Source organism: Gemmiger formicilis (assembly GCF_024462815.1).
GTDB lineage: Bacteria > Bacillota > Clostridia > Oscillospirales > Ruminococcaceae > Gemmiger.
Window position 1 is genome coordinate 32,306 of record NZ_JANGCG010000019.1, and the last position, 18,467, is coordinate 50,772.

Sequence of the window (18,467 nt, forward strand, 5' to 3'; positions counted from 1 at the left end):
AAACTCTTGTTTTTCCACCGCCTACAACCGGGGGTATCCGGGGCGGTTGGACACAGTTTTGTAACAATATATAGGTCTGCGGCAGCGGCAGTACCCCTACAGATACGGTTTTTCCACAGGAAAACTGCTTTTCCACACTTTCCCGGGGTTTTCCATGTGGAAAACTCGTGAAAAATGTTGAAAATTATAAAATGACGATAATACGGTAAAAATTGTCCGGCGTCGCCGTGGGAAACCGCCCGCCGGCCCGATTTTTCTGTGGAAAATGTTGAAAACTTCCTTTAGTTGTGGAAATCCGCGGTGGAAAAATCCAGAATGTTGTTAAAAACCATATTTAACATCATTTTGAGGTGAAAATGGGGGTAAAGATAAGCCTTCCCCCTCCGGGGGCAGGTGGCCCCGCAGGGCCGGATGCGGGGGCAGTTACCCGGGAAATGCAGTTAGCCGGTAACGTGCGGGCCGGGCGTGCCCGGCCCCTACAGAGCAGCGAATAATAAACGGCATATAGCAATAAACCGCGGAGGGGGCAAGACCCCTCCCTAGAGGGTAAAATGAAAATTATGCCCGAAGATAAACCATAATCAATCTTTACACAAAAAATGGGCACCTCCCTTCCGGGAAGTGCCCATAGTTACATATAAAATCCAATCAATCGTGCCGGATGGCTTCCAGCGCGCTGATTTTTACGGCCTTGTTGGCGGGCAGGATACCGGCCACAAGACCCACCAGTGTGGCAAATACCAGCGCCGCCAGCATCAGCCACGGCGGAATAATCGAGATGGTGTTGCCGCCGCTGCCGTCCATCATATAATAGCCGCCGCCACCCATCATACCGGACAAATCCAGCCCGCCGCTTTGCCCGAACATCGCCAGAATGGTGGAAAGATTGTTCAGCACAAAGCTGGCCAGCAGGCTTATCAACAGGCCAATCAACCCGCCGATGAACCCGATGGTGGAGCTTTCCAGCAGGAACATGGTGCGGATGTTGCCCAGCTCACAGCCCAGCACCTTCATAACGCCAATCTCGCGGGTGCGCTCATAGATAGCCATGGTCATTGTGTTGATGATGTTGATGGCCGCAACCAGCAGCGAAACCGCTGCAATGCCGCCAAAAATCATCTGGCTGTTCATGACCTGCTTCTGCATTTCCTCGCGCTGCTGGTTCATCGAATAGGTGTTGGAGAAGCCCAGCTCATGGATGGCCTCCTCTACGTCCGAGACGTTCTTCAGGTCATCGACCTTGACGTAAACCTGATCGTAGCTCTTGTTCTGCTCCTTGGTTTTCGTCATATCGTCGTAGACCTTCTGCAGCATCTTCATATCCTGGATTCGCAGCACAATGCCGCTTTGCGTCCAGTAGCCCTTGGCACCGTCCGGCTCCAGCACGCCCACAATCTCCAGCTCCCATGTGCGGGTCTTTTCGGTCGAGCCGTCGCCGGTTTTTAAGGTCAGGGTCATTTCGTCCTTGTTGATGTCCACAAAGGGCGGCAGAGTCTTGCCGGAGGCGTCGGTCTGGCCCTCATAGCGGTAGCGCTTGGGGCTGTTGTAGCTCTTGCGGGAATCCTCAAAGCCGTACCCGGTCGAGGCACCGACCAGCACTTGCAGCTTGGTGGATTTCTCGCTGGCGGGGGTGTTTGTGGGCCAGCTGCCGCTCTGCAGGGCAAAGCCCATCGGCTCCAGTGCGGTGGGGTCGATGCCGATCAGATTAGAAATATCCATCGTGTAGCGGTCATTGCGGCCCGCCGTGATGGTGCCGCTCATAGTATACCCCTGCGCGTAGGGCGTTGCCGCCAACACATGGGGTATCTGCTTGATGCTGGCAATGGCTGCATCGTCCAGATACAGCGGCTTGCCGTCACTGCCCATCATCGTGCCGTAGCCGTAAATCTGCACCTGTGTCAGGTCGCCCCAGCTCTGCAGCATTTCCTCGTTGGTCTTGGTCTGGGCAATGCCCAGTGAAATCATCAGCACCACCATACAGGTGCCTATGACAACACCCACCAGCGTCAGCGCGGTGCGGCCCTTGCGGCGCAGCAGATTGCGCGCCGACAGGCTGATTTCATCAGATATCTTCATCGCTGTCCTCTTCCAGTGCAGCCAGAGCCTTGGCCTTTTTGCGCTTGCGAACTACCACAACCACAATCACGATGATGACCACCGCGCCGCACACGCCGATGAGCACCCACGCCCAGACCGGCATACCGGTCTGCTCGGGCTGGACATCGTCCATCGACGGGTCGTAGTAGGAATCGTCCATATTCATTTCCTCGGCGCTGACCGAGAAATCTTTGGAGATGGTCTGCGGATTGCCGGAGGCATCCTCATAGCTCAGCGTGATAACGCCGGAGACGGTACCGGCGGCATCGGGGGCAATGTCAAAATCCACGCTGCCCTCGGTGCCCGCATTCAGGTTGCCCAGATACTGGTAGCCGCCCGCACCCAGATTGCTGCCGGTCAGGCGTGCCTCCAGGTTGCTGATGGCGTTCTTGCCCTTGTTGACATAGGTCAGCGTGACGCTGCCGGTATCGCCCACATAGATGGTGTCGCTGGACAGCTCCAGCTGGCCGACCTCAAAGCGATTGGGCTGGCTGACCGGCACGGAAATCGTGGTGGTGGCGGTCACAGCCTTGCCGGTCACGGCACCGGTGCCGGACATATTTACGGTGATATCGGCCACAGTACCGGCAAAGCCGGCGGAGGGCATAATGTCAAACGAAACCTCGCGGGTCTGCTTGGGGGAGATGCTGCCCACATAGCTGGACAGGCTGCCGCTCTTCAGAGAGATATTCTCCGGCAGGGTCAGCGCAATAATCACATCGTTCAGCGCCTCGCTGCCATCGGTTGCATAGACGCCCAGCGAGAGGGTGAAGGCGGTGCCGGCCGTGACGCTGTCGCCATAGCTGGAGCTGCGCACCAGCAGGTTGGGCGAGGTGGTCTGGTCTTTGTCCACACACTGGCCAATAGTCACGCTGAACTGCTGCAGCGGCTTGGAGGTGTCCATATAGCTGAGGTTGATGGGCAGCGTGTTGCCGCCGCCGTTGTAGATAACGTCACGGAAAAGCAAAACGTAGCTGTAATAATTATACTGTGCATTGTCAGCTGCATCGGTGCCCGTGGGGTTGCCGCTGCGCACACGCTGCAGGCGCTGCTGGTCAGGGTCATCGTTGCTTGCAAACAACTGGCCGACCTCACCGATGCCGGTGAAGGTAAAGGCGGAGGAGTTGATGCGGGCGGAGATTTCCTCCGCCTTGACGTTGTACCGCGCCGAAGCGTGGTCCACAACCTTCAGCACAATGTTGATTCTGTCGCCGACCTCAATCTTGCTGATCTCACCGCCCGCGGCGTCGGTGACGGTATAGGCGGAGACGTAGGCATCTTCGGAGCTTGCAGGAGTGGGGGTAGAATTGTCCTGGTCATCGGCCATAGCCGGGGCGCACAGCGCCACCGCCAGCACCAGAGCGGTAAACAGGGAAAACAGGCGTTTCATGGGTTGTATGTACCTCCAAATTTAAAATCAGGCTTTTTCCGCGGGGGCGGGCTTTTCGGTGGTGTGTTCTTTTGCGGCCTCACCGCCGATGTTCAGATCGCCCTTCAGGTCGGCAAACAGCGCGTCGCGGTTGCGCTGCTTGGCTTCCTCGTCCTGCACCACGTTGGAGCAGACCTTGCCGTCCAGTATCGTCACAATGCGGTCGGCACACTCGGCCAGTTCCGGCTCATGGGTGACCATAACAAACGTAACAGAGTTATTTTTGGACAATTCCAGCATACGGTACAGCACCTGTTTGCTGGTGCGGGAGTCAAGGTTGCCGGTGGGCTCGTCCGCAAAAATGACCTTGGGGCTACTGACGAAGGCGCGGGCAATACCCACGCGCTGCTGCTGGCCGCCACTCATTTCGGTGGGCAGGTGGTTGGCGCGGCCCAGCAGGCCCATGGCCTTCAGCTCCTTGCGGGCTTTGGCAAGGCGGGTCTTTTTGTCCACGCCCTTGAACATCAGCGGCAGGGCCACGTTCTCCGCCGCCGTCATGGTGGGCAGCAGATTGTAGCTCTGGAAAATGAAACCGAGGTGCTGCTGGCGGAACTCGGCCAGCTCGTTCTCGGTCATTTTGCTGATTTCGTGGCGGCCGATGAACACCTTGCCGGAGGTGGGCTTTTCCAGCCCGGCCAGCTGGTTGAGCAGGGTGGATTTACCGCTGCCCGATTGGCCGACAATACAGCAGAACTCGCCCTTCTCTATTGACAAATCGACATTGTTCAGCGCCACCACGCGCTCCTTGCCGACTGCATAGACCTTGCGCAGCTTCTCTGTATGAATAATGGGTGCCAATATCATACCCCCTTTTACATTATATAGTCTACTATAGCATATTCCGACATAAAATAGAAGGGCGGAAGGTTGTAAAATTTTGCCCGGGAAAAATGGCAATGTTTCCGAAAACAGAGCCGCCCCTCATCACGTTGCAACTCATTCACGGGATTTGCATCGGCCCGCAGGCGGCCTATATGCCGCCCCCTTCCCTTTTCCCTCACTTTCTTATATAATAGTAGGCAAAAAGGGGGTTGGTGTTACGATGGACTATGTAATTCATCCCATTGCACATATTCATACCGATTTTACCGATAAATTTGGGATTCCGCGCCAGAGCGGGCTGGTGCCGGAGCTGACGGCACGCATTGTGTTTGAGCCGGAATACCGTGACCCGAACGCCCTTGTGGGCATCGAGGGCTATGACCGGCTCTGGCTGATCTGGCAGTTTTCCACGGTGGCGGCGGAGTATGCCGCGGGCAAAAGCTGGCGGCCCACCGTGCGCCCGCCGCGCCTTGGCGGCAACGAGCGCCGCGGCGTCTTTGCCACCCGCAGCCCCTACCGCCCCAACGCGCTGGGCCTTTCCTGCGTGGAGCTGGCCGGGGTGGAAAACGGCGAGCTGATTGTCCGCGGCGCGGATTTGCTGGACGGCACGCCGATTTTTGACATCAAGCCCTATCTGCCCTATGTGGACGCCCACCCCGAGGCCCGCGGCGGCTTCACCGACACCACAAAGGAGTACGCTCTGCAGGTACACTGCCCGGACGCCCTTTTGTGCAAGGTGCCAAAGGACAAGCGCGCCGCCCTGCTGGGCGTGCTGAAAAACGACCCCCGCCCCGCCTACCAGCATGACCCCGGCCGGGTGTATGCGCTCGACTTCGGGCAGAATAAAATACGCTTTACCGTGGATGGCGCGGTGCTGACCGTCACCGAGATCCTATGAAATTCCACTATGCGGAACACTGTACTATAAACTGTACTGCAAAACGGCCTTAAAATGGGCCGGTTCGTCAAAATGGTCAAAATGCACACAACGAGTTTAAAAATCTGTGCAACTTTCTGAACAAAACCCCTTTACGAAAAGGGGTGTTTTTTGGTACAATAAAGCTATGCAAAAGCGTTTATCTGGAACTGTGCCCGGAGCAACATTGGGGCGCGTGCCAGACAGACGCGGGCTTTGTGCGGCCCTGACACCCGCACAGCTTTTATGCAAAACTCTAATAAAAACGGAGGAAAGAAAATGCCCAGAGCTAAACAGTCTATGGACGGCAATACCGCTGCGGCGCACGTAGCTTATGCGTTCACCGATGTGGCTGCCATCTACCCCATCACCCCTTCCAGCCCCATGGCCGATACTGTTGACCAGTGGAGCGCTGCAGGCCTGAAGAACATCTTCGGCAACCAGGTCAAGGTTGTTGAGATGGAGTCCGAGGCCGGTGCCGCAGGCGCCGTGCACGGTTCTCTCGGTACTGGTGCTATCACCACCACCTTTACCGCTTCTCAGGGTCTTCTGCTGATGATCCCCAATATGTACAAGATCGCCGCTGAGCAGCTGCCCTGCGTCTTTGACGTTTCTGCACGTACCGTTGCTACCCAGTCCCTGAACATCTTCGGTGACCACAGCGACGTTATGGCAGTCCGCCAGACCGGCTTTGCCATGCTGTGCGAGACCAACCCGCAGGAGGTCATGGACCTCTCTCCCGTTGCTCACCTGTCCGCCATCGAGGGCCACGTTCCGTTCGTGAACTTCTTCGACGGCTTCCGTACCTCCCACGAGATCCAGAAGATCGAGAAGTGGGACTACGAGGACCTGAAGGAAATGTGCAACATGGAGGCTGTCGAGGAGTTCCGTGCCAAGGCCCTGAACCCCGAGCACCCCAAGATGCGCGGTTCTCACGAGAACGGCGACGTCTTCTTCCAGCATCGTGAGGCCTGCAACCCCGCTTACGAGGCTCTGCCCGCCGTTGTTGAGAAGTACATGGCCAAGATCAACGAGAAGCTGGGCACCAACTACGACCTGTTCAACTACTATGGCGCTGAGGACGCTGACCGCGTCATCATCGCTATGGGCTCCATCTGCGACGTTGCAGAGGAGGTTGTTGACTACCTGACCGCCAAGGGCGAGAAGGTTGGTCTGGTCCTGGTCCGCCTGTATCGTCCCTGGGTCTCTTCCGCTCTGCTGAAGGTCCTGCCCAAGACGGTCAAGAAGATTGCCGTTCTGGACCGCACCAAGGAGCCCGGCTCCCTGGGCGAGCCCCTGTACCTGGATGTCGCCACCACCCTGCGTGAGGCCGGCATGAACGACGTCGTCCTGACCGGCGGCCGCTACGGCCTGGGTTCCAAGGACACCCCGCCGTCCAGCGTCTTTGCTATCTACACCGAGCTGGAGAAGGATGCCCCGAAGCCCCGCTTCACCATCGGCATCACCGACGACGTGACCAACCTCAGCCTGCCTGAGGTCAAGCCCGCCCCCATCACCTCCGCCCCCGGCACCAAGGAGTGCAAGTTCTGGGGTCTGGGCGGTGACGGTACTGTCGGCGCCAACAAGAACTCCACCAAGATCATCGGCGACCATACTGACAAGTACATTCAGGCTTACTTCCAGTATGACTCCAAGAAGACCGGCGGTGTCACCATCAGCCACCTGCGCTTCGGCGATAAGCCCATCCGCAGCCCCTACTACATCAACCAGGCTGACTTCGTGGCCTGCCACAACCCCGCTTACATCCACATGGGCATGAAGATGGTCCAGGATGTCAAGCCGGGCGGCGTCTTTATGATCAACTGCCAGTGGACCGATGCCGAGCTGGATGAGCACCTGAATGCTGCCGACAAGAAGTACATTGCCGACAACAACATTCAGCTGTACACCATCAACGCTATCGACAAGGCCATTGAGATTGGTATGGGCAAGCGCACCAACACCATCCTGCAGTCTGCCTTCTTCAAGCTGGCTGACGTCATGCCCATCGACGATGCTGTCGAGTACATGAAGGCCGCTGCCAAGAAGAGCTACGGCAAGAAGGGCGACGCTGTTGTCCAGATGAACTGGAAGGCTATCGACGCTGGTCTGGACGCTGTCCACAAGGTCGAGGTTCCCGCCTCCTGGTCCAACCCCGCTGCTGACCCGGCTCCGAAGGCCCTGAAGGGACCCGAGGCTCTGGTTAAGCAGATTCGCGACGTTATGGAGCCCATCGCCCGTATGGACGGCGACAGCCTGCCTGTTTCCGCCTTCGAGGGCAACGTCAACGGCGAGTGGGAGCAGGGTGCTTCCGCCTACGAGAAGCGCGGCACCGCTGTCATGGTTCCCGAGTGGAACGCTGAGAAGTGCATCCAGTGCAACCAGTGCGCCTTCGTCTGCTCTCATGCTACCATCCGTCCGTTCTGCCTGACTGCTGCTGAGGCTGAGGCTGCACCGGCTTCCACCAAGCTGGCCGACACCAAGCCCAAGGCAAGCGAGTACAAGTTCACGATGGCTGTCTCTCCGCTGGACTGCATGGGCTGCGGCGAGTGCGTCACCGTCTGCCCGACTGCTGCTATCGAGATGAAGCCGCAGGAGAGCCAGTCCGAGCAGCAGGCTGCTTTCGACTACTGTGTCGAGAACATCCGCAAGAAGGACAACATCCCCGGCGTTATGTCCGAGGTTTCCGTCAAGGGTTCTCAGTTCAATCAGCCGCTGCTTGAGTTCTCTGGCTCCTGCGCAGGCTGCGCCGAGACCTCTTATGCTCGCCTGATCACTCAGCTGTTCGGCGAGAAGATGTTCATCTCCAACGCTACCGGTTGCTCCTCCATCTGGGGCGGCACCGCTTCCATCAGCCCCTACACCACCAACAAGGCTTCCGGCCACGGCCCCGCATGGATCAACTCCCTGTTCGAGGACAACGCCGAGCATGGCCTGGGCATGCAGATTGGTTATGAGACCGTCCGCGCCAACCTGATCACCAAGGTTGAGGCCCTGAAGGGTAAGAATGCTGAGCTGGATGCAGTCATCGACAAGTTCCTGGAGACCAAGAACAACACCAAGGCAAACGATGAGCCCGCAAAGGCCCTGATTGCTGCCCTGGAGGCTTGTGGCTGCGAGGAGTCCAAGGAAATCCTGAAGGACAAGCAGTATCTGGCCAAGAAGAGCTTCTGGATCTTCGGCGGCGACGGCTGGGCATATGATATCGGTTACGGCGGTCTGGATCACGTTCTGGCTTCCGGCCACGATGTCAATGTTATGGTCTTCGACACCGAGATGTACTCCAACACCGGCGGACAGGCTTCCAAGGCCTCCAACATCGGTGAGGTCTGCCAGTTCGCTGCTGCTGGTAAGGAAATCAGCAAGAAGTCTCTGGCTGAAATTTGCATGACCTACGGCTACATCTATGTTGCTCAGATTGCTCTGGGCGCCAACATGGCTCAGGCAGTCAAGGTCATCGCCGAGGCCGAGGCTTATCCCGGCCCGTCTCTGATCATCGGCTACGCTCCCTGCGAGCTGCACGGTGTCAAGGGCGGCATGACCAACTGCCAGAACGAGATGAAGAAGGCTGTTGCTGCCGGTTACTGGAACCTGTTCTCCTTCAACCCTGCCAACAAGGCTGAGGGCAAGAACCCGTTCACCCTGACCTCCAAGGCTGGCGATATGTCCAAGTACCAGGAGTTCCTGGCCAACGAGACTCGTTACAGCCGTCTGGCTCGTGCCTTCCCGGATCGTGCCGAGGCCCTGTTCAAGAAGAACCAGGAAGTCGCCGATGCCCGCTACGAGCACCTGACCAAGCTGGTCGACCTGTACAAGTAATTTGTGCAAGTGCCGCGTAAAGGCTAAATAAAAGTGCCCCCTGCCGCAAGGCAGGGGGCACTTTTGTTTTTGAAAATCTTTTACACCGGCCGCAGCACCAGCTCTAATCCGTCCTTGCCCCAACCGAAATCTCCGGCGGCGTAGCCGCGCTCCAGCACGCGGGGCAGGGCCGGGTCACACAGGCGGCAACGGCGCAGCGGGTCGCGCCACTGCGCAAGGCCCCGGGCCGAAAAAATCAACATCTGCGTGGCCCCGGCCATCGGGCGCATCCCCCGCAGCGTCAACCCGGCCGAGAGATACTGCGCACAGATGTCATCACACGTTGCCGGGTGTTCAATATCCAGCGGCAGCACAGCCCAGACGTGGTAGCTTGCGTAGCGCTCGGTGGCCCAGCGCAGCGCCAACCGCAAAAAATGACGCAGCTGTGTGTAATCGCCGCGCAGCACCGGCGGCGTCAGCACAGCGCCCTGCCCGTCCGCGCCGTACCCGGCCGCCCGCAGGCTAGTGGGCAGCGGGTCCTCGGCATACAGCGGCAGCAGCGCGGCGGCGGCCTGTAGTTCCTCCTGCCCGGCGTAATCGCCCACGATCTGCCCCTCCTCCAACGCCGGGTGCAGGCAGGGCAGCAGCGGCAGTCCGCTCGGCCCGGTCAGCGCGCGCAGGGCTGCGGCGTGGTCTGCGTTCAGCACGCGGGCGTCAAAGGTTTGGGTGCGTTCAAGAGTTTGCAGCATAAGTAAAATCCCTCCGTAAAAATGTCATTACAAAACCTATTGTAGCGGCGGGAGGGCATAAAAAATGTCGCATCCCGGTGGGGTGCGACAGAAAAAGTATGACGAAAAACGCCGCTGCAGCGTTATAGCCTGCGCTGGCGGGCCAACTCCTCAAAGCTGCGGTTCTTCGTGAAAAAACGCTTGTACGGATTCTCCGGTAGCGGCGGCTGCTTGGGCTTGGGTTGAATTTTGCGGCGCAGATGCCCCTTCAGGGGCGGCAGTGCGCGGCTCATTCGGCGGCGGTGGAGACAGCCCCGGCCGTCAGGGCGTCCCACAGCTCGGCGCAGCTGGCGTAGGTCTCCACCTGGTTTTCATCCCAGACGCCGCGGCGGCCCACATACAGCCCGGCCAGCACACTCTGGTTGGTGCCGGTGGTGCTGTCCATCGCGGTGTAGCCGTAGTAATCGCCCAAATCCAGCCCGGCCAGCACCGGGCAGTCCGTCCAGCGGTAGACCATCTCGTGCCAGTCGGGGTTGGCGGTGGTGGGGTCATCGTCCACGGTGCCGTCCAGATATTGCAGCGCGCCGGTCTGCTTCTCAAAGCCCTCGGGGTCCTCCAGCAGGAAGAGGTAGGTCTTGCCGCCGCTGGCCAGCTCGGCGCTCAGCCGGGTGACACCGGCCATCTGGTAGTAAGCGTCGGTGGAGGTGTTCTCGGCATCGAAATCCACGGTGTAGCTGTCCACCTGCACCACCACCTTGCCGTCGCCGTTCACGTCGGTGCAGTAGGGCGTCAGCGCGTCCTGCAGGGCAGTCACGGTGTCGGCGGGCAAATCGTGAAGGCCTACATAGGCAATCTGTACATCGGGCCGGGTCTGAAAGACCGTGTCCTTGATAATCCAGGCGGCAAGCAACACGGCAACCACGCCAATGACCACCCACATCCAATGGTAATGCCACCAGTTGGCGGCATTTTCCTGCTTGGTATATTCGCGCGGGGGCTCCGGCGTCTGATTGTAGGTTTCTGTGCTGTCTTTCGTGACCCAAGCCATTGAGGAAACACTCCTTTGATAATATCCTATTTATTATACCACAAATCCGGCAGAATAATTGTAAACTTATTTTGACCATACCTTGCAAGCGGGCGGCAAACAGGGTATGATAAAGTAGTATAGTTGCATACAAAAGGCACGGCCCGCCGCGCTGTAAAATAAGAGGGAGAACAACCAATGTCCAATCAACCTGAAACCAACGAAACCGCCGCCCCGGTGCAGGGGCGCAAGGTGGGCCTGCCCCGCTTTTTTGAGCTGATGGGCCGTGACCTGTGGCCGCTGTACAAATCCAGCTTTCTGTGCGTGCTGGGCTTTCTGCCCGGCACGGTGCTGGCGGTGCTCGGTATGATGGGCCACTCGGCGCTGCTTACCGTTGTGGGCGGCGTGCTGGCCGGTCTTGTGGGCGGGCCGTTCCTGTCCTGTATGATGGATACCGTGCTGCGCGCCCTGCGCGATGAGCCGGGCTACTGGTGGCACACCTACAAGCACGCATGGAAGCAGAACTGGAAACAGAGCCTTGTCCCCGGCGCGCTGCTGGGCCTGTTTGTGGGCAGCTGGGCATGGATGCTGCGTGTGCAGGCCGAAAGCGGCAACACTGACACCAAGATGTGGGTGGCCAGCCTGGTGGGCATTTTTGTCTGCACCGGCTTTTTCAGCTGGCTGCTGGCGCAGGTGCCGCTGGTGGATTTGCCGCTGCCCCAGCTGGTCAAAAATGCCGGGCTGATGTTTTTTGCCTTCTTCCCGCGCACGGCCGCGGCTGCACTGGTGCTGGCGGCGTACTGGGGGCTGACGCTGCTCTATCTGCCTGCCACGATTCTGGTGATTGTGGTGTTCGGCTTCTGGCTGCCGGTGACCGTGGCAATGATGATTCTCTACGAGGGCCTGAACAAGGTCTTTAAGCTGGAGGAAACCCTTGCTGCCCGCCGCGATGCCGAGATTGAGGAGCGTATGGCACAGAACGAACCCAACTTTGACCACAAGTAAGGGGGAGCCGGTATGGAGAAAAACACCGTTCTTTTGCAGGATACCGAGGCCTTTATGCGCGGGGAGCTGGACAATGTGACCGTCCAGCAGAACAGCGTTGTGCTGGATCTGGTGCAGGGCAGCTATGTGCCCTACGGCTGCTACACCAGTGCGCCGCTGCCCATGCCGCTGTTTGACGCGCTGCGGGTCAGCTGGAACGCCGCCGCGCCCGAGGGTACCGCCGTGGAGGCGCAGGCCCGCGTGATGGTGGATGGCAACTGGACGCAGTGGAGCAGCTTTGGCAAGTGGAGCCCCTATCTGCACCGAGAAAGCCCGCCCTATCGGGAGCGCGGCCCGGTGCAGCGCTGGCCGGACTCTCTGCAGCTGGACAGCAAATGCGGCACGGCGGTGCAGCTGCGCATTTATCTTTATACAAAAAATGAAAAAGTGTCCCCTTTCGTTACGCTGCTGGGGGTCAGCGTCCGGATGGTGGACGTTATCCCGGCGCACGGGCGGCCCATCAATGCACGGCTGCACCTGATGCCCTACGCGCTGGCCCGCCGCGCCCCGGTACTGCGCCCGTGGATGGATATGGCGATTGCGCTGGCCAGCCTGACCAACCGCTGGGGTGCGGATCTTCTGCCGGAAGAATTTGCCCAGGTTTTGCGGGATTGGCGCCCTGCCGATGACTGCGACCCCCGCAACCTGAGCTTTGCGGCGGCTGCTGCCGCCCAGTGGGGCTTCCCCACGTGGGTGGCCTACGGCAATCTGGGCCTGCTGCGTGCCGAGGTGCGTGCGGGGTACGGCGCGGTGGTTATGCTGCAGGCCGCCCCGGCGCAGGTGGAGGCGGGCCTCCCGGAGCGCCGCTGTGTGGCGGTACGCGGCTTCTCGACCGAGGGCGGCACCCCGCAGGTGCTGCTGTGCGACCCCTGTGCGGGAGAGAATGATTTTGACTGTGAGACCGCCATGCCGCTGGATGAGTTTATGGTTGCGTGGGACAACGTGGCTCTGCTGATGCGCCAGCGCAAGACCAACACCCCGCCGTTGGGCCGCACCCGCTGCAGCACATGGATACGTCCGCTGGGCAGCGAGGCTCCCGGTGTTTACCGGCTGTACATCAACGGCACAGAGCATCTTCTGCCGGACGATTTCTGTGCGGAGGGCGGTGTTCTTGCCTGTAGCCTGCCCGATGAGCACCCCCACGCCACCACAGCCCACCGGCATTTTACCTTTGTGGAGCCAGTGCAGGGCGGCGTGGAGCTGGCCCATGGTGACACCCCGCGCAAGTACACGGTTTACGCCATCGACACCGCAGGGCGGATGATCGTGGGCGATGTGACGGTATGAGGTACGGTTTATGAAATTGCTGATTGCATCCGATATACACGGCGCGGCGGATTGCTGCCGCGCACTACTGGACGCGTGGGACCGCGAGGGGGCTGACCGCCTGCTTCTGCTGGGCGATGTGCTCTACCACGGCCCGCGCAACGATTTGCCGCAGGGCTATGCCCCGAAGGAGGTCATTGCCCTGCTGAACGCACGCAAAGACCGGATTTTCTGCGTGCGCGGCAACTGCGATACCGAGGTGGACCAGATGGTGCTGGAATTTCCGGTGCTGGCGGACTATGCGGTGCTTACCGCAGGGCCGCGTCTGGTCTACGCCACCCACGGCCACGTCTACAACACGGCACATCTGCCGCCGCTGCAGCCCGGGGATATTCTGCTGCACGGCCACACCCACGTGCCTGCGTGGGAAAAATTCGGACAGGATAATTATTACCTCAACCCGGGCTCGGTCTCCATCCCCAAAGAAAACAGTCCCCGCGGCTATATGACCGTCGAGGACGGCGCGTTTGCCTGGAAAACACTGGCGGGCGAGGTATACCACACGGAAAATTTCTAACAAAATTCAACAATTTGTCATAACAGAAGTAGGAGTACACCCATGAAAATCCCTGCAAAAGGCTTTACCCACGGCGGAAAATTCCACGCGGATGATGTATTTTCGACCGCGCTGCTGCAGATTCTGCGCCCGGATATCCAGATAACCCGCGGCTTTGTTGTGCCGGACGGCTTTGACGGCATCGTCTACGATGTCGGCGGCGGTATGTTCGACCACCATTCCGAACCGCGGGAGTGCCGCCCCAACGGCGTGCCGTATGCGGCGTTCGGCCTGCTGTGGCGGGTGCTGGGCGCGCAGCTGGTCGGGGAGCATCAGGCCCGCCTGCTGGATGAAAACTTCATCCAGCCGTTGGATTTGAACGATAACACCGGTGAGCAGAACTCTCTGGCGGACGCCATTGGCAGCTTCAACCCGCTGTGGGACTCCAAGGATGACCCGGATGCCTGCTTCTGGCGCGCCGTGCCGGTGGCCAAGCAGATTCTGGAAAACGAAATCGCCGCCGCCAACGCTGTCAACCGCGCCGATGACACAGTGCGCAAGGCCTACGCCAATATGCGGGACGGCATTGTGGTGCTGCCCGCCTATATGCCGTGGAAGAATGGCCTGTACAAGACCGACGCAATTTTTGTTGTCTACCCCAGCCAGCGCGGCGGCTACAGCGCCCAGTGCGTCAATGACCACCGCACCAAGCGCAGCAAGCAGCCCTTCCCGGTGGCGTGGGCCGGCAAGCCGGAGGAGCAGCTGCGCCAGATCAGCGGTCTGGGCCTGCGGTTCTGCCATCCCAGCCGGTTTTTGATTACCGCCGATGACAAGGCCACGGCCATTGAGGCCTGCCGCCGCACGCTGCGTGCCGCGGGAAGGCCGGTGAGCGAATGACTCCGGAAACGCCTGCCTACGGCCCCACGCCCAGCACCGCCGCCGACTGTGCGCCGGTGCCCGCGGCCGCGTGGGTCTATCTGCTGCGCTGCCCGGATGGCAGCCTGTACGGCGGCTGGACGAACGATCTGGCCCGCCGCCTGAAGGCCCACCAAAGCGGCAAGGGCGGCGCCAAGTACACAAAAAGCCATGGCCGTGCGGCGGTGCGCCTTGCCTACGCCGAGAAATGCGCCGACAAGAGCGCGGCACTGAAGCGCGAAGCAGCGATAAAAAAGCTGCCAAAGGCCGAAAAGGAGGCGCTGGCCGCCAAGTGGGCCGCTGACAATGCCATCACCCTGCGTATGGCCACGCCGGACGATGCCGCCGCCGTCTGTGCGCTGTACAACTGGTACGTGCGCCACGGTGTGCAGACCTTCCAGTATGCGCCGTCCACCGTGGAGGACTACCGCGTCAATATAGAACAGGTGCTGCAAAACGCGCCGTTTCTGCTGGCCGAAAGCGCCGATGGTCGGCTGCAGGGCTTTGCCTGCGCCCATCCGTGGCGCACCCGTGAGGCCTTTGCGTGGGACGTGGAGACAACGGTCTACTGTGCGCCCGGCTGTGTCGGGCAGGGCGTCGGCGGGCGGCTCTACCGGGCACTGCTGGCGCTGCTGAAGCAGCAGGGGTACCATCAGGCGTATGCGCTGGTGACCGGCTGCAACACCCGGAGCAAGGTGTTCCACAAGGCGCTGGGCTTCAAAAAAATCGCAGTGGAACGTCATACCGGCTACAAGTTCGGCCAGTGGCTGGATTTGGAATACTGGCTGCTGCCCCTGCGCGCCCCCGACGCCACCGCCCCTGCCCCGGTGCGCAAAACGCTGACTGCGGAGGAAATCGCGAGGGTGCTGTGAGGGCAAGCCTTCTGCAATCGGGTCCCTCCCTACAGAGCAAGGAAAAACAACCTCGCAGTAGAGGCGGGGCTCTGCTCCGCCCGCAGGGGTTACCCGGAAACGTCCGCTCGCCGGAAAGCTGCGGGCCGGGCGTGCCCGGCCCCTGCGGACATCCCAATTTTGTAAAATGCAATAATAAAAGGCTGCTGTCACAAACCGACAGCAGCCTTTTTGCATTTTATAGGATTGGAATTTCTTCGGTTCCTTCTTTGCAAAGAAGGAACCTCCGCGCGCTTTTAAATCGCGCCGTTCTCGCGCAGCCAGGCTTCCAGCTCGGCGGCGGGGCGGTAGCCGACCGAACGGCTGACGACCTCGCCGTTCTTGAAGAGCAGCAGCGCCGGGATAGCGTCAATCTTGTAATCCAGGGCAATCTTCATATTCTCATCGGTGTTCAGCTTGCCGACCTTCACGGTGGGGTGCGCGGCGGCAACCTCCTCCAGCACGGGGCCCATCATCTTGCAGGGGCCGCACCAGTCGGCCCAGAAATCCACCACCACGGGCAGGGCACTCTGCAAAACCTCGGTGTTAAAATTCTGTTCGGTAATCTGGATAGACATAGTTGTTCTCCTTTTATTCTACGGCTTTTTTCAGGGCGTCCAGCATCGGCAGCAGATTTGCTTCCGCCTCCGGCCCGCCAAAGTTAATCATATTGCGGATGGTCAGGCCGTCCAGCATCTGGGCCATTGCCTCGGGCGGCATCAGGCCGTCCCCGCCGCCGTTCTCCGCCGCCTTGGCATTGGCCTGCATGGCGGCGCGGATGATGGGTGCGGTGCGCTCGTCTGCCAGCAGAACGCCCAGCGGCGTAGTCTCGTCCACCGCCAGGGGCAGCGCGGCGCTGCCCGCATAGTGCAGCTTCAGCGTGGCGCGGATGTCCCGGCTTGAATGTCCGATGCGGACTTCATACTTGCCAGGCGCGGCATACCAATCGTGAATCTCCGCGCTGTAACGGCTTAAATCGCGGGGTGTCAGAGTGAACGTGATCTCCTGCTCCTCGCCCGGCTCCAAGAACACTTTTTGGAATCCGCGCAGCGCCTGCGGCACGCGGCCGCCAGGCACCGGCGTGCCGGTGGCGTCCGTCACATACAGCTGCACGACCTCGGCACCGGCCATCGCGCCGCTGTTTTTCACGGTCACGCGCACGGTCACGCTGCCGTCCGCCGCCATCGTGTCGGCGCTCAGCGCGGCGTCGCGGTAGACGTAGCCCGTGTAGCTCAGGCCGTGGCCGAAGGGCCAGCGCACCGGCATTTTGCGCGCGTCATACCAGCGGTAGCCCACGTAGACGCCCTCGCGGTAGTCGGCGGTCACGCCGTCACCGGGAAAATCCAGATAGCAGGGCGTGTCCTCCAGCCGCAGGGGCCACGTCTCGGGCAGGCGGCCGCAGGGGTTGGCCTCGCCCCACAGCAGGGCATCCTCGGCCTCGCCGACGCCCTCGCCCGCCAGATACATACACAAAACCGACGATACATCGTCAGCCCACGGGCACTCTACGGGTGCGCCGGTGTGCAGCACCACCACGGTGTTCTTCTGCACGGCGGCCACACGGGCAATCAGGTTGTTCTGGCAGTCGGGCAGGCGCATATGCTTGCGGTCGCCGCCTTCGCTCTCAAAGCTGTCGGGCAGGCCCGCAAAAATCACGGCCACATCGGCGTCCTCAGCGGCGGTCACCGCCCGCAGGAACTCCTCCTCATCGCGCTGGTCGCGGTCGGCGGGGAAGCCCTCCACATAGGTCACGCGGCGGTCGTTCATAACAGCAGCGTCCATCGCACTGACCGCCGCGGTGTTCACGTGACTGGAACCGCCGCCCTGGTAGCGTGGCCGGTCGGCATATGCGCCGATGTAGACCACCTTCTGCCCCTTGCGCAGCGGCAACGCGCCCAGATTGCGCAGCAGCACGCCGCTCTGCTTGGCCAGCTCGGCGGCAAGGCGGTGGTCAGCGGTGCGGTCAAACACAGCGGGCTGGCGGGCTAAATCGGCGGCGCGCAGCACAATGTTTAAAATCCGCGTCACAGCGCGGTCCAGCACGGCCTCGTCCAGCGTGCCGGCCTGCACGGCGGCCACCAGCTTGCGGTCATTCACGCCGCCGGAGCCGGGCATTTCCAGTTCCAGCCCTGCGGCCACGCCCTTGACGCGGTCATTCACCGCGCCCCAGTCGGACATCACAAAGCCGTCAAAGCCCCACGCGTTGCGCAGCATATCGGTCAGCAGAAATTCGTTCTCGCTGGCGTAGGTGCCGTTCACGCGGTTGTAGCTGCACATCACGGTCCACGGCTGGGCCTTTTTCACGGCTGTCTCAAAAGCGGGCAGATAGATTTCATGCAGGGTGCGCTCGTCAATGCGGCTGTTGCAGGAAAGCCGCCGCGTCTCCTGATCGTTGGCGGCAAAATGCTTGATGCTGGTGCCCACGCCCTCGCTCTGCACGCCGTCAATGAAGCCCGCGGCCAGCTCCCCGGCCAGATACGGATCCTCGGAGTAATACTCAAAGTTGCGGCCACACAGGGGGCTTCGCTTGATGTTGACGGCGGGCCCCAGCAGAATCTGCACGCCGCTGGCGCGTGCCTCCCGCCCAAGCGCCGCGCCCATGCGGCGGGTCAGCGCCGGGTCAAAGGACGCCGCCGTCGCGCAGCCTGCGGGGAAGCAGACGGCTTCGATGCTGTCATTCGGGTTGGCGCTGCCCTCCTTCTGGGTGCGCAGGCCGTGGGGGCCATCGCTGACCTTGATGGCCGGGATGCCCAGCCGTTCCACCGCCTTGGTGTGCCAGAAATCCGCGCCGGAGCACAGCCCGGCCTTTTCCTCCAGCGTCAGGGATGCTACAAGCTCTTGCACAGTCATACCTTGGAGTCTCCTTTACTACGGCAATACCGCACAATTCCCGCCTAACGGCTTAAGCACCGCTGCCGCGGCTACGAAGCACAATCTGCGTTGCAAAAATGCTCGATAATGTCGGGTTGCGGTACCCGC

General features: G+C 60.5%; 14 protein-coding genes. 7 read left to right on the forward strand and 7 right to left on the reverse strand.

The features are described 5' to 3' along the window. Positions 1–648 precede the first annotated feature (648 nt). From NE623_RS12665 to NE623_RS12675, 3 genes are read right to left on the reverse strand one after another with little or no spacing between them, the layout of a single operon-like run. Positions 649–2,076 carry an ABC transporter permease gene (locus tag NE623_RS12665; protein WP_256272345.1) on the reverse strand — a complete coding sequence of 476 codons (1,428 nt, stop codon included), beginning with the start codon at positions 2,074–2,076 and terminating at the stop codon, positions 649–651. Then, entirely contained in the window at positions 2,063–3,487 is a 1,425-nt protein-coding gene (locus NE623_RS12670; RefSeq protein WP_256272346.1) for a GGIII-like transmembrane region-containing protein, read from the reverse strand. The genes NE623_RS12665 and NE623_RS12670 overlap by 14 nt, the downstream gene beginning before the upstream one ends. A gap of 27 nt (positions 3,488–3,514) precedes the next feature. Then, a complete protein-coding gene (locus tag NE623_RS12675; protein WP_367268939.1) occupies positions 3,515–4,324 on the reverse strand; it encodes an ABC transporter ATP-binding protein in 810 nt (269 codons plus the stop codon). A gap of 244 nt (positions 4,325–4,568) precedes the next feature. Between NE623_RS12675 and tsaA the strand changes: the two genes are divergently transcribed. Continuing rightward, positions 4,569–5,246 (forward strand): tRNA (N6-threonylcarbamoyladenosine(37)-N6)-methyltransferase TrmO, encoded by a 678-nt coding sequence (gene tsaA, locus NE623_RS12680; protein WP_256272348.1) that lies wholly within the window; start codon positions 4,569–4,571, stop codon positions 5,244–5,246. 297 nt (positions 5,247–5,543) lie between these two features. Continuing rightward, positions 5,544–9,083 (forward strand): pyruvate:ferredoxin (flavodoxin) oxidoreductase, encoded by a 3,540-nt coding sequence (gene nifJ / locus NE623_RS12685; protein ID WP_256272349.1) that lies wholly within the window; start codon positions 5,544–5,546, stop codon positions 9,081–9,083. A gap of 80 nt (positions 9,084–9,163) precedes the next feature. Here nifJ and NE623_RS12690 read toward each other — a convergent pair whose 3' ends face one another. Both NE623_RS12690 and NE623_RS12695 read right to left on the reverse strand, forming a co-directional pair. After that, a complete protein-coding gene (locus NE623_RS12690) occupies positions 9,164–9,811 on the reverse strand; it encodes a hypothetical protein (RefSeq protein ID WP_256272350.1) in 648 nt (215 codons plus the stop codon). 268 nt (positions 9,812–10,079) lie between these two features. Then, the gene (locus tag NE623_RS12695; RefSeq protein WP_256272351.1) at positions 10,080–10,838 is read right to left on the reverse strand and encodes a hypothetical protein; all 759 of its coding nucleotides are present in this window, start codon (positions 10,836–10,838) and stop codon (positions 10,080–10,082) included. Between the two features lie 177 nt (positions 10,839–11,015). On the opposite strand from NE623_RS12695, the gene NE623_RS12700 reads away from it, so the two are divergent. Genes NE623_RS12700 through NE623_RS12720 form a run of 5 tightly spaced genes read left to right on the forward strand, consistent with a single transcriptional unit; the run spans position 11,016 to position 15,470 of the window. After that, a complete protein-coding gene (locus NE623_RS12700; protein WP_256272352.1) occupies positions 11,016–11,822 on the forward strand; it encodes a DUF624 domain-containing protein in 807 nt (268 codons plus the stop codon). A 12-nt stretch (positions 11,823–11,834) separates the two neighbouring features. After that, a complete protein-coding gene (locus NE623_RS12705; RefSeq protein ID WP_256272353.1) occupies positions 11,835–13,148 on the forward strand; it encodes a hypothetical protein in 1,314 nt (437 codons plus the stop codon). 10 nt (positions 13,149–13,158) lie between these two features. Further along, the gene (gene yfcE, locus NE623_RS12710; protein WP_256272354.1) at positions 13,159–13,704 is read left to right on the forward strand and encodes a phosphodiesterase; all 546 of its coding nucleotides are present in this window, start codon (positions 13,159–13,161) and stop codon (positions 13,702–13,704) included. Between the two features lie 42 nt (positions 13,705–13,746). Further along, on the forward strand, positions 13,747–14,580 hold the full coding sequence (locus tag NE623_RS12715) for an MYG1 family protein (RefSeq protein ID WP_256272355.1): 834 nt from the start codon (positions 13,747–13,749) through the stop codon (positions 14,578–14,580). Continuing rightward, positions 14,577–15,470: a GNAT family N-acetyltransferase gene (locus NE623_RS12720; protein WP_256272356.1), complete on the forward strand. Its 894-nt coding sequence runs from the start codon at positions 14,577–14,579 to the stop codon at positions 15,468–15,470. The genes NE623_RS12715 and NE623_RS12720 overlap by 4 nt, the downstream gene beginning before the upstream one ends. 275 nt (positions 15,471–15,745) lie before the next feature. On the opposite strand, the gene trxA is transcribed toward NE623_RS12720, so the two are convergent. Both trxA and NE623_RS12730 read right to left on the reverse strand, forming a co-directional pair. Next, positions 15,746–16,066 carry a thioredoxin gene (gene trxA / locus NE623_RS12725; protein ID WP_256272357.1) on the reverse strand — a complete coding sequence of 107 codons (321 nt, stop codon included), beginning with the start codon at positions 16,064–16,066 and terminating at the stop codon, positions 15,746–15,748. Between the two features lie 13 nt (positions 16,067–16,079). Next, the gene (locus NE623_RS12730) at positions 16,080–18,338 is read right to left on the reverse strand and encodes a glycoside hydrolase family 3 C-terminal domain-containing protein (protein WP_256272358.1); all 2,259 of its coding nucleotides are present in this window, start codon (positions 18,336–18,338) and stop codon (positions 16,080–16,082) included. Positions 18,339–18,467 lie beyond the last annotated feature (129 nt).

Coding starts and splice junctions, on each gene's coding strand:
- NE623_RS12670 (WP_256272346.1), bottom strand. CDS start 3,487: ATGAAACGCCTGTTTTCCCTGTTTACCGCTCTGGTGCTGGCGGTGGCG.
- tsaA (WP_256272348.1), top strand. CDS start 4,569: ATGGACTATGTAATTCATCCCATTGCACATATTCATACCGATTTTACC.
- NE623_RS12700 (WP_256272352.1), top strand. CDS start 11,016: ATGTCCAATCAACCTGAAACCAACGAAACCGCCGCCCCGGTGCAGGGG.
- NE623_RS12730 (WP_256272358.1), bottom strand. CDS start 18,338: ATGACTGTGCAAGAGCTTGTAGCATCCCTGACGCTGGAGGAAAAGGCC.
- NE623_RS12720 (WP_256272356.1), top strand. CDS start 14,577: ATGACTCCGGAAACGCCTGCCTACGGCCCCACGCCCAGCACCGCCGCC.
- NE623_RS12690 (WP_256272350.1), bottom strand. CDS start 9,811: ATGCTGCAAACTCTTGAACGCACCCAAACCTTTGACGCCCGCGTGCTG.
- NE623_RS12695 (WP_256272351.1), bottom strand. CDS start 10,838: ATGGCTTGGGTCACGAAAGACAGCACAGAAACCTACAATCAGACGCCG.
- yfcE (WP_256272354.1), top strand. CDS start 13,159: ATGAAATTGCTGATTGCATCCGATATACACGGCGCGGCGGATTGCTGC.
- NE623_RS12715 (WP_256272355.1), top strand. CDS start 13,747: ATGAAAATCCCTGCAAAAGGCTTTACCCACGGCGGAAAATTCCACGCG.
- NE623_RS12665 (WP_256272345.1), bottom strand. CDS start 2,076: ATGAAGATATCTGATGAAATCAGCCTGTCGGCGCGCAATCTGCTGCGC.
- trxA (WP_256272357.1), bottom strand. CDS start 16,066: ATGTCTATCCAGATTACCGAACAGAATTTTAACACCGAGGTTTTGCAG.
- nifJ (WP_256272349.1), top strand. CDS start 5,544: ATGCCCAGAGCTAAACAGTCTATGGACGGCAATACCGCTGCGGCGCAC.
- NE623_RS12705 (WP_256272353.1), top strand. CDS start 11,835: ATGGAGAAAAACACCGTTCTTTTGCAGGATACCGAGGCCTTTATGCGC.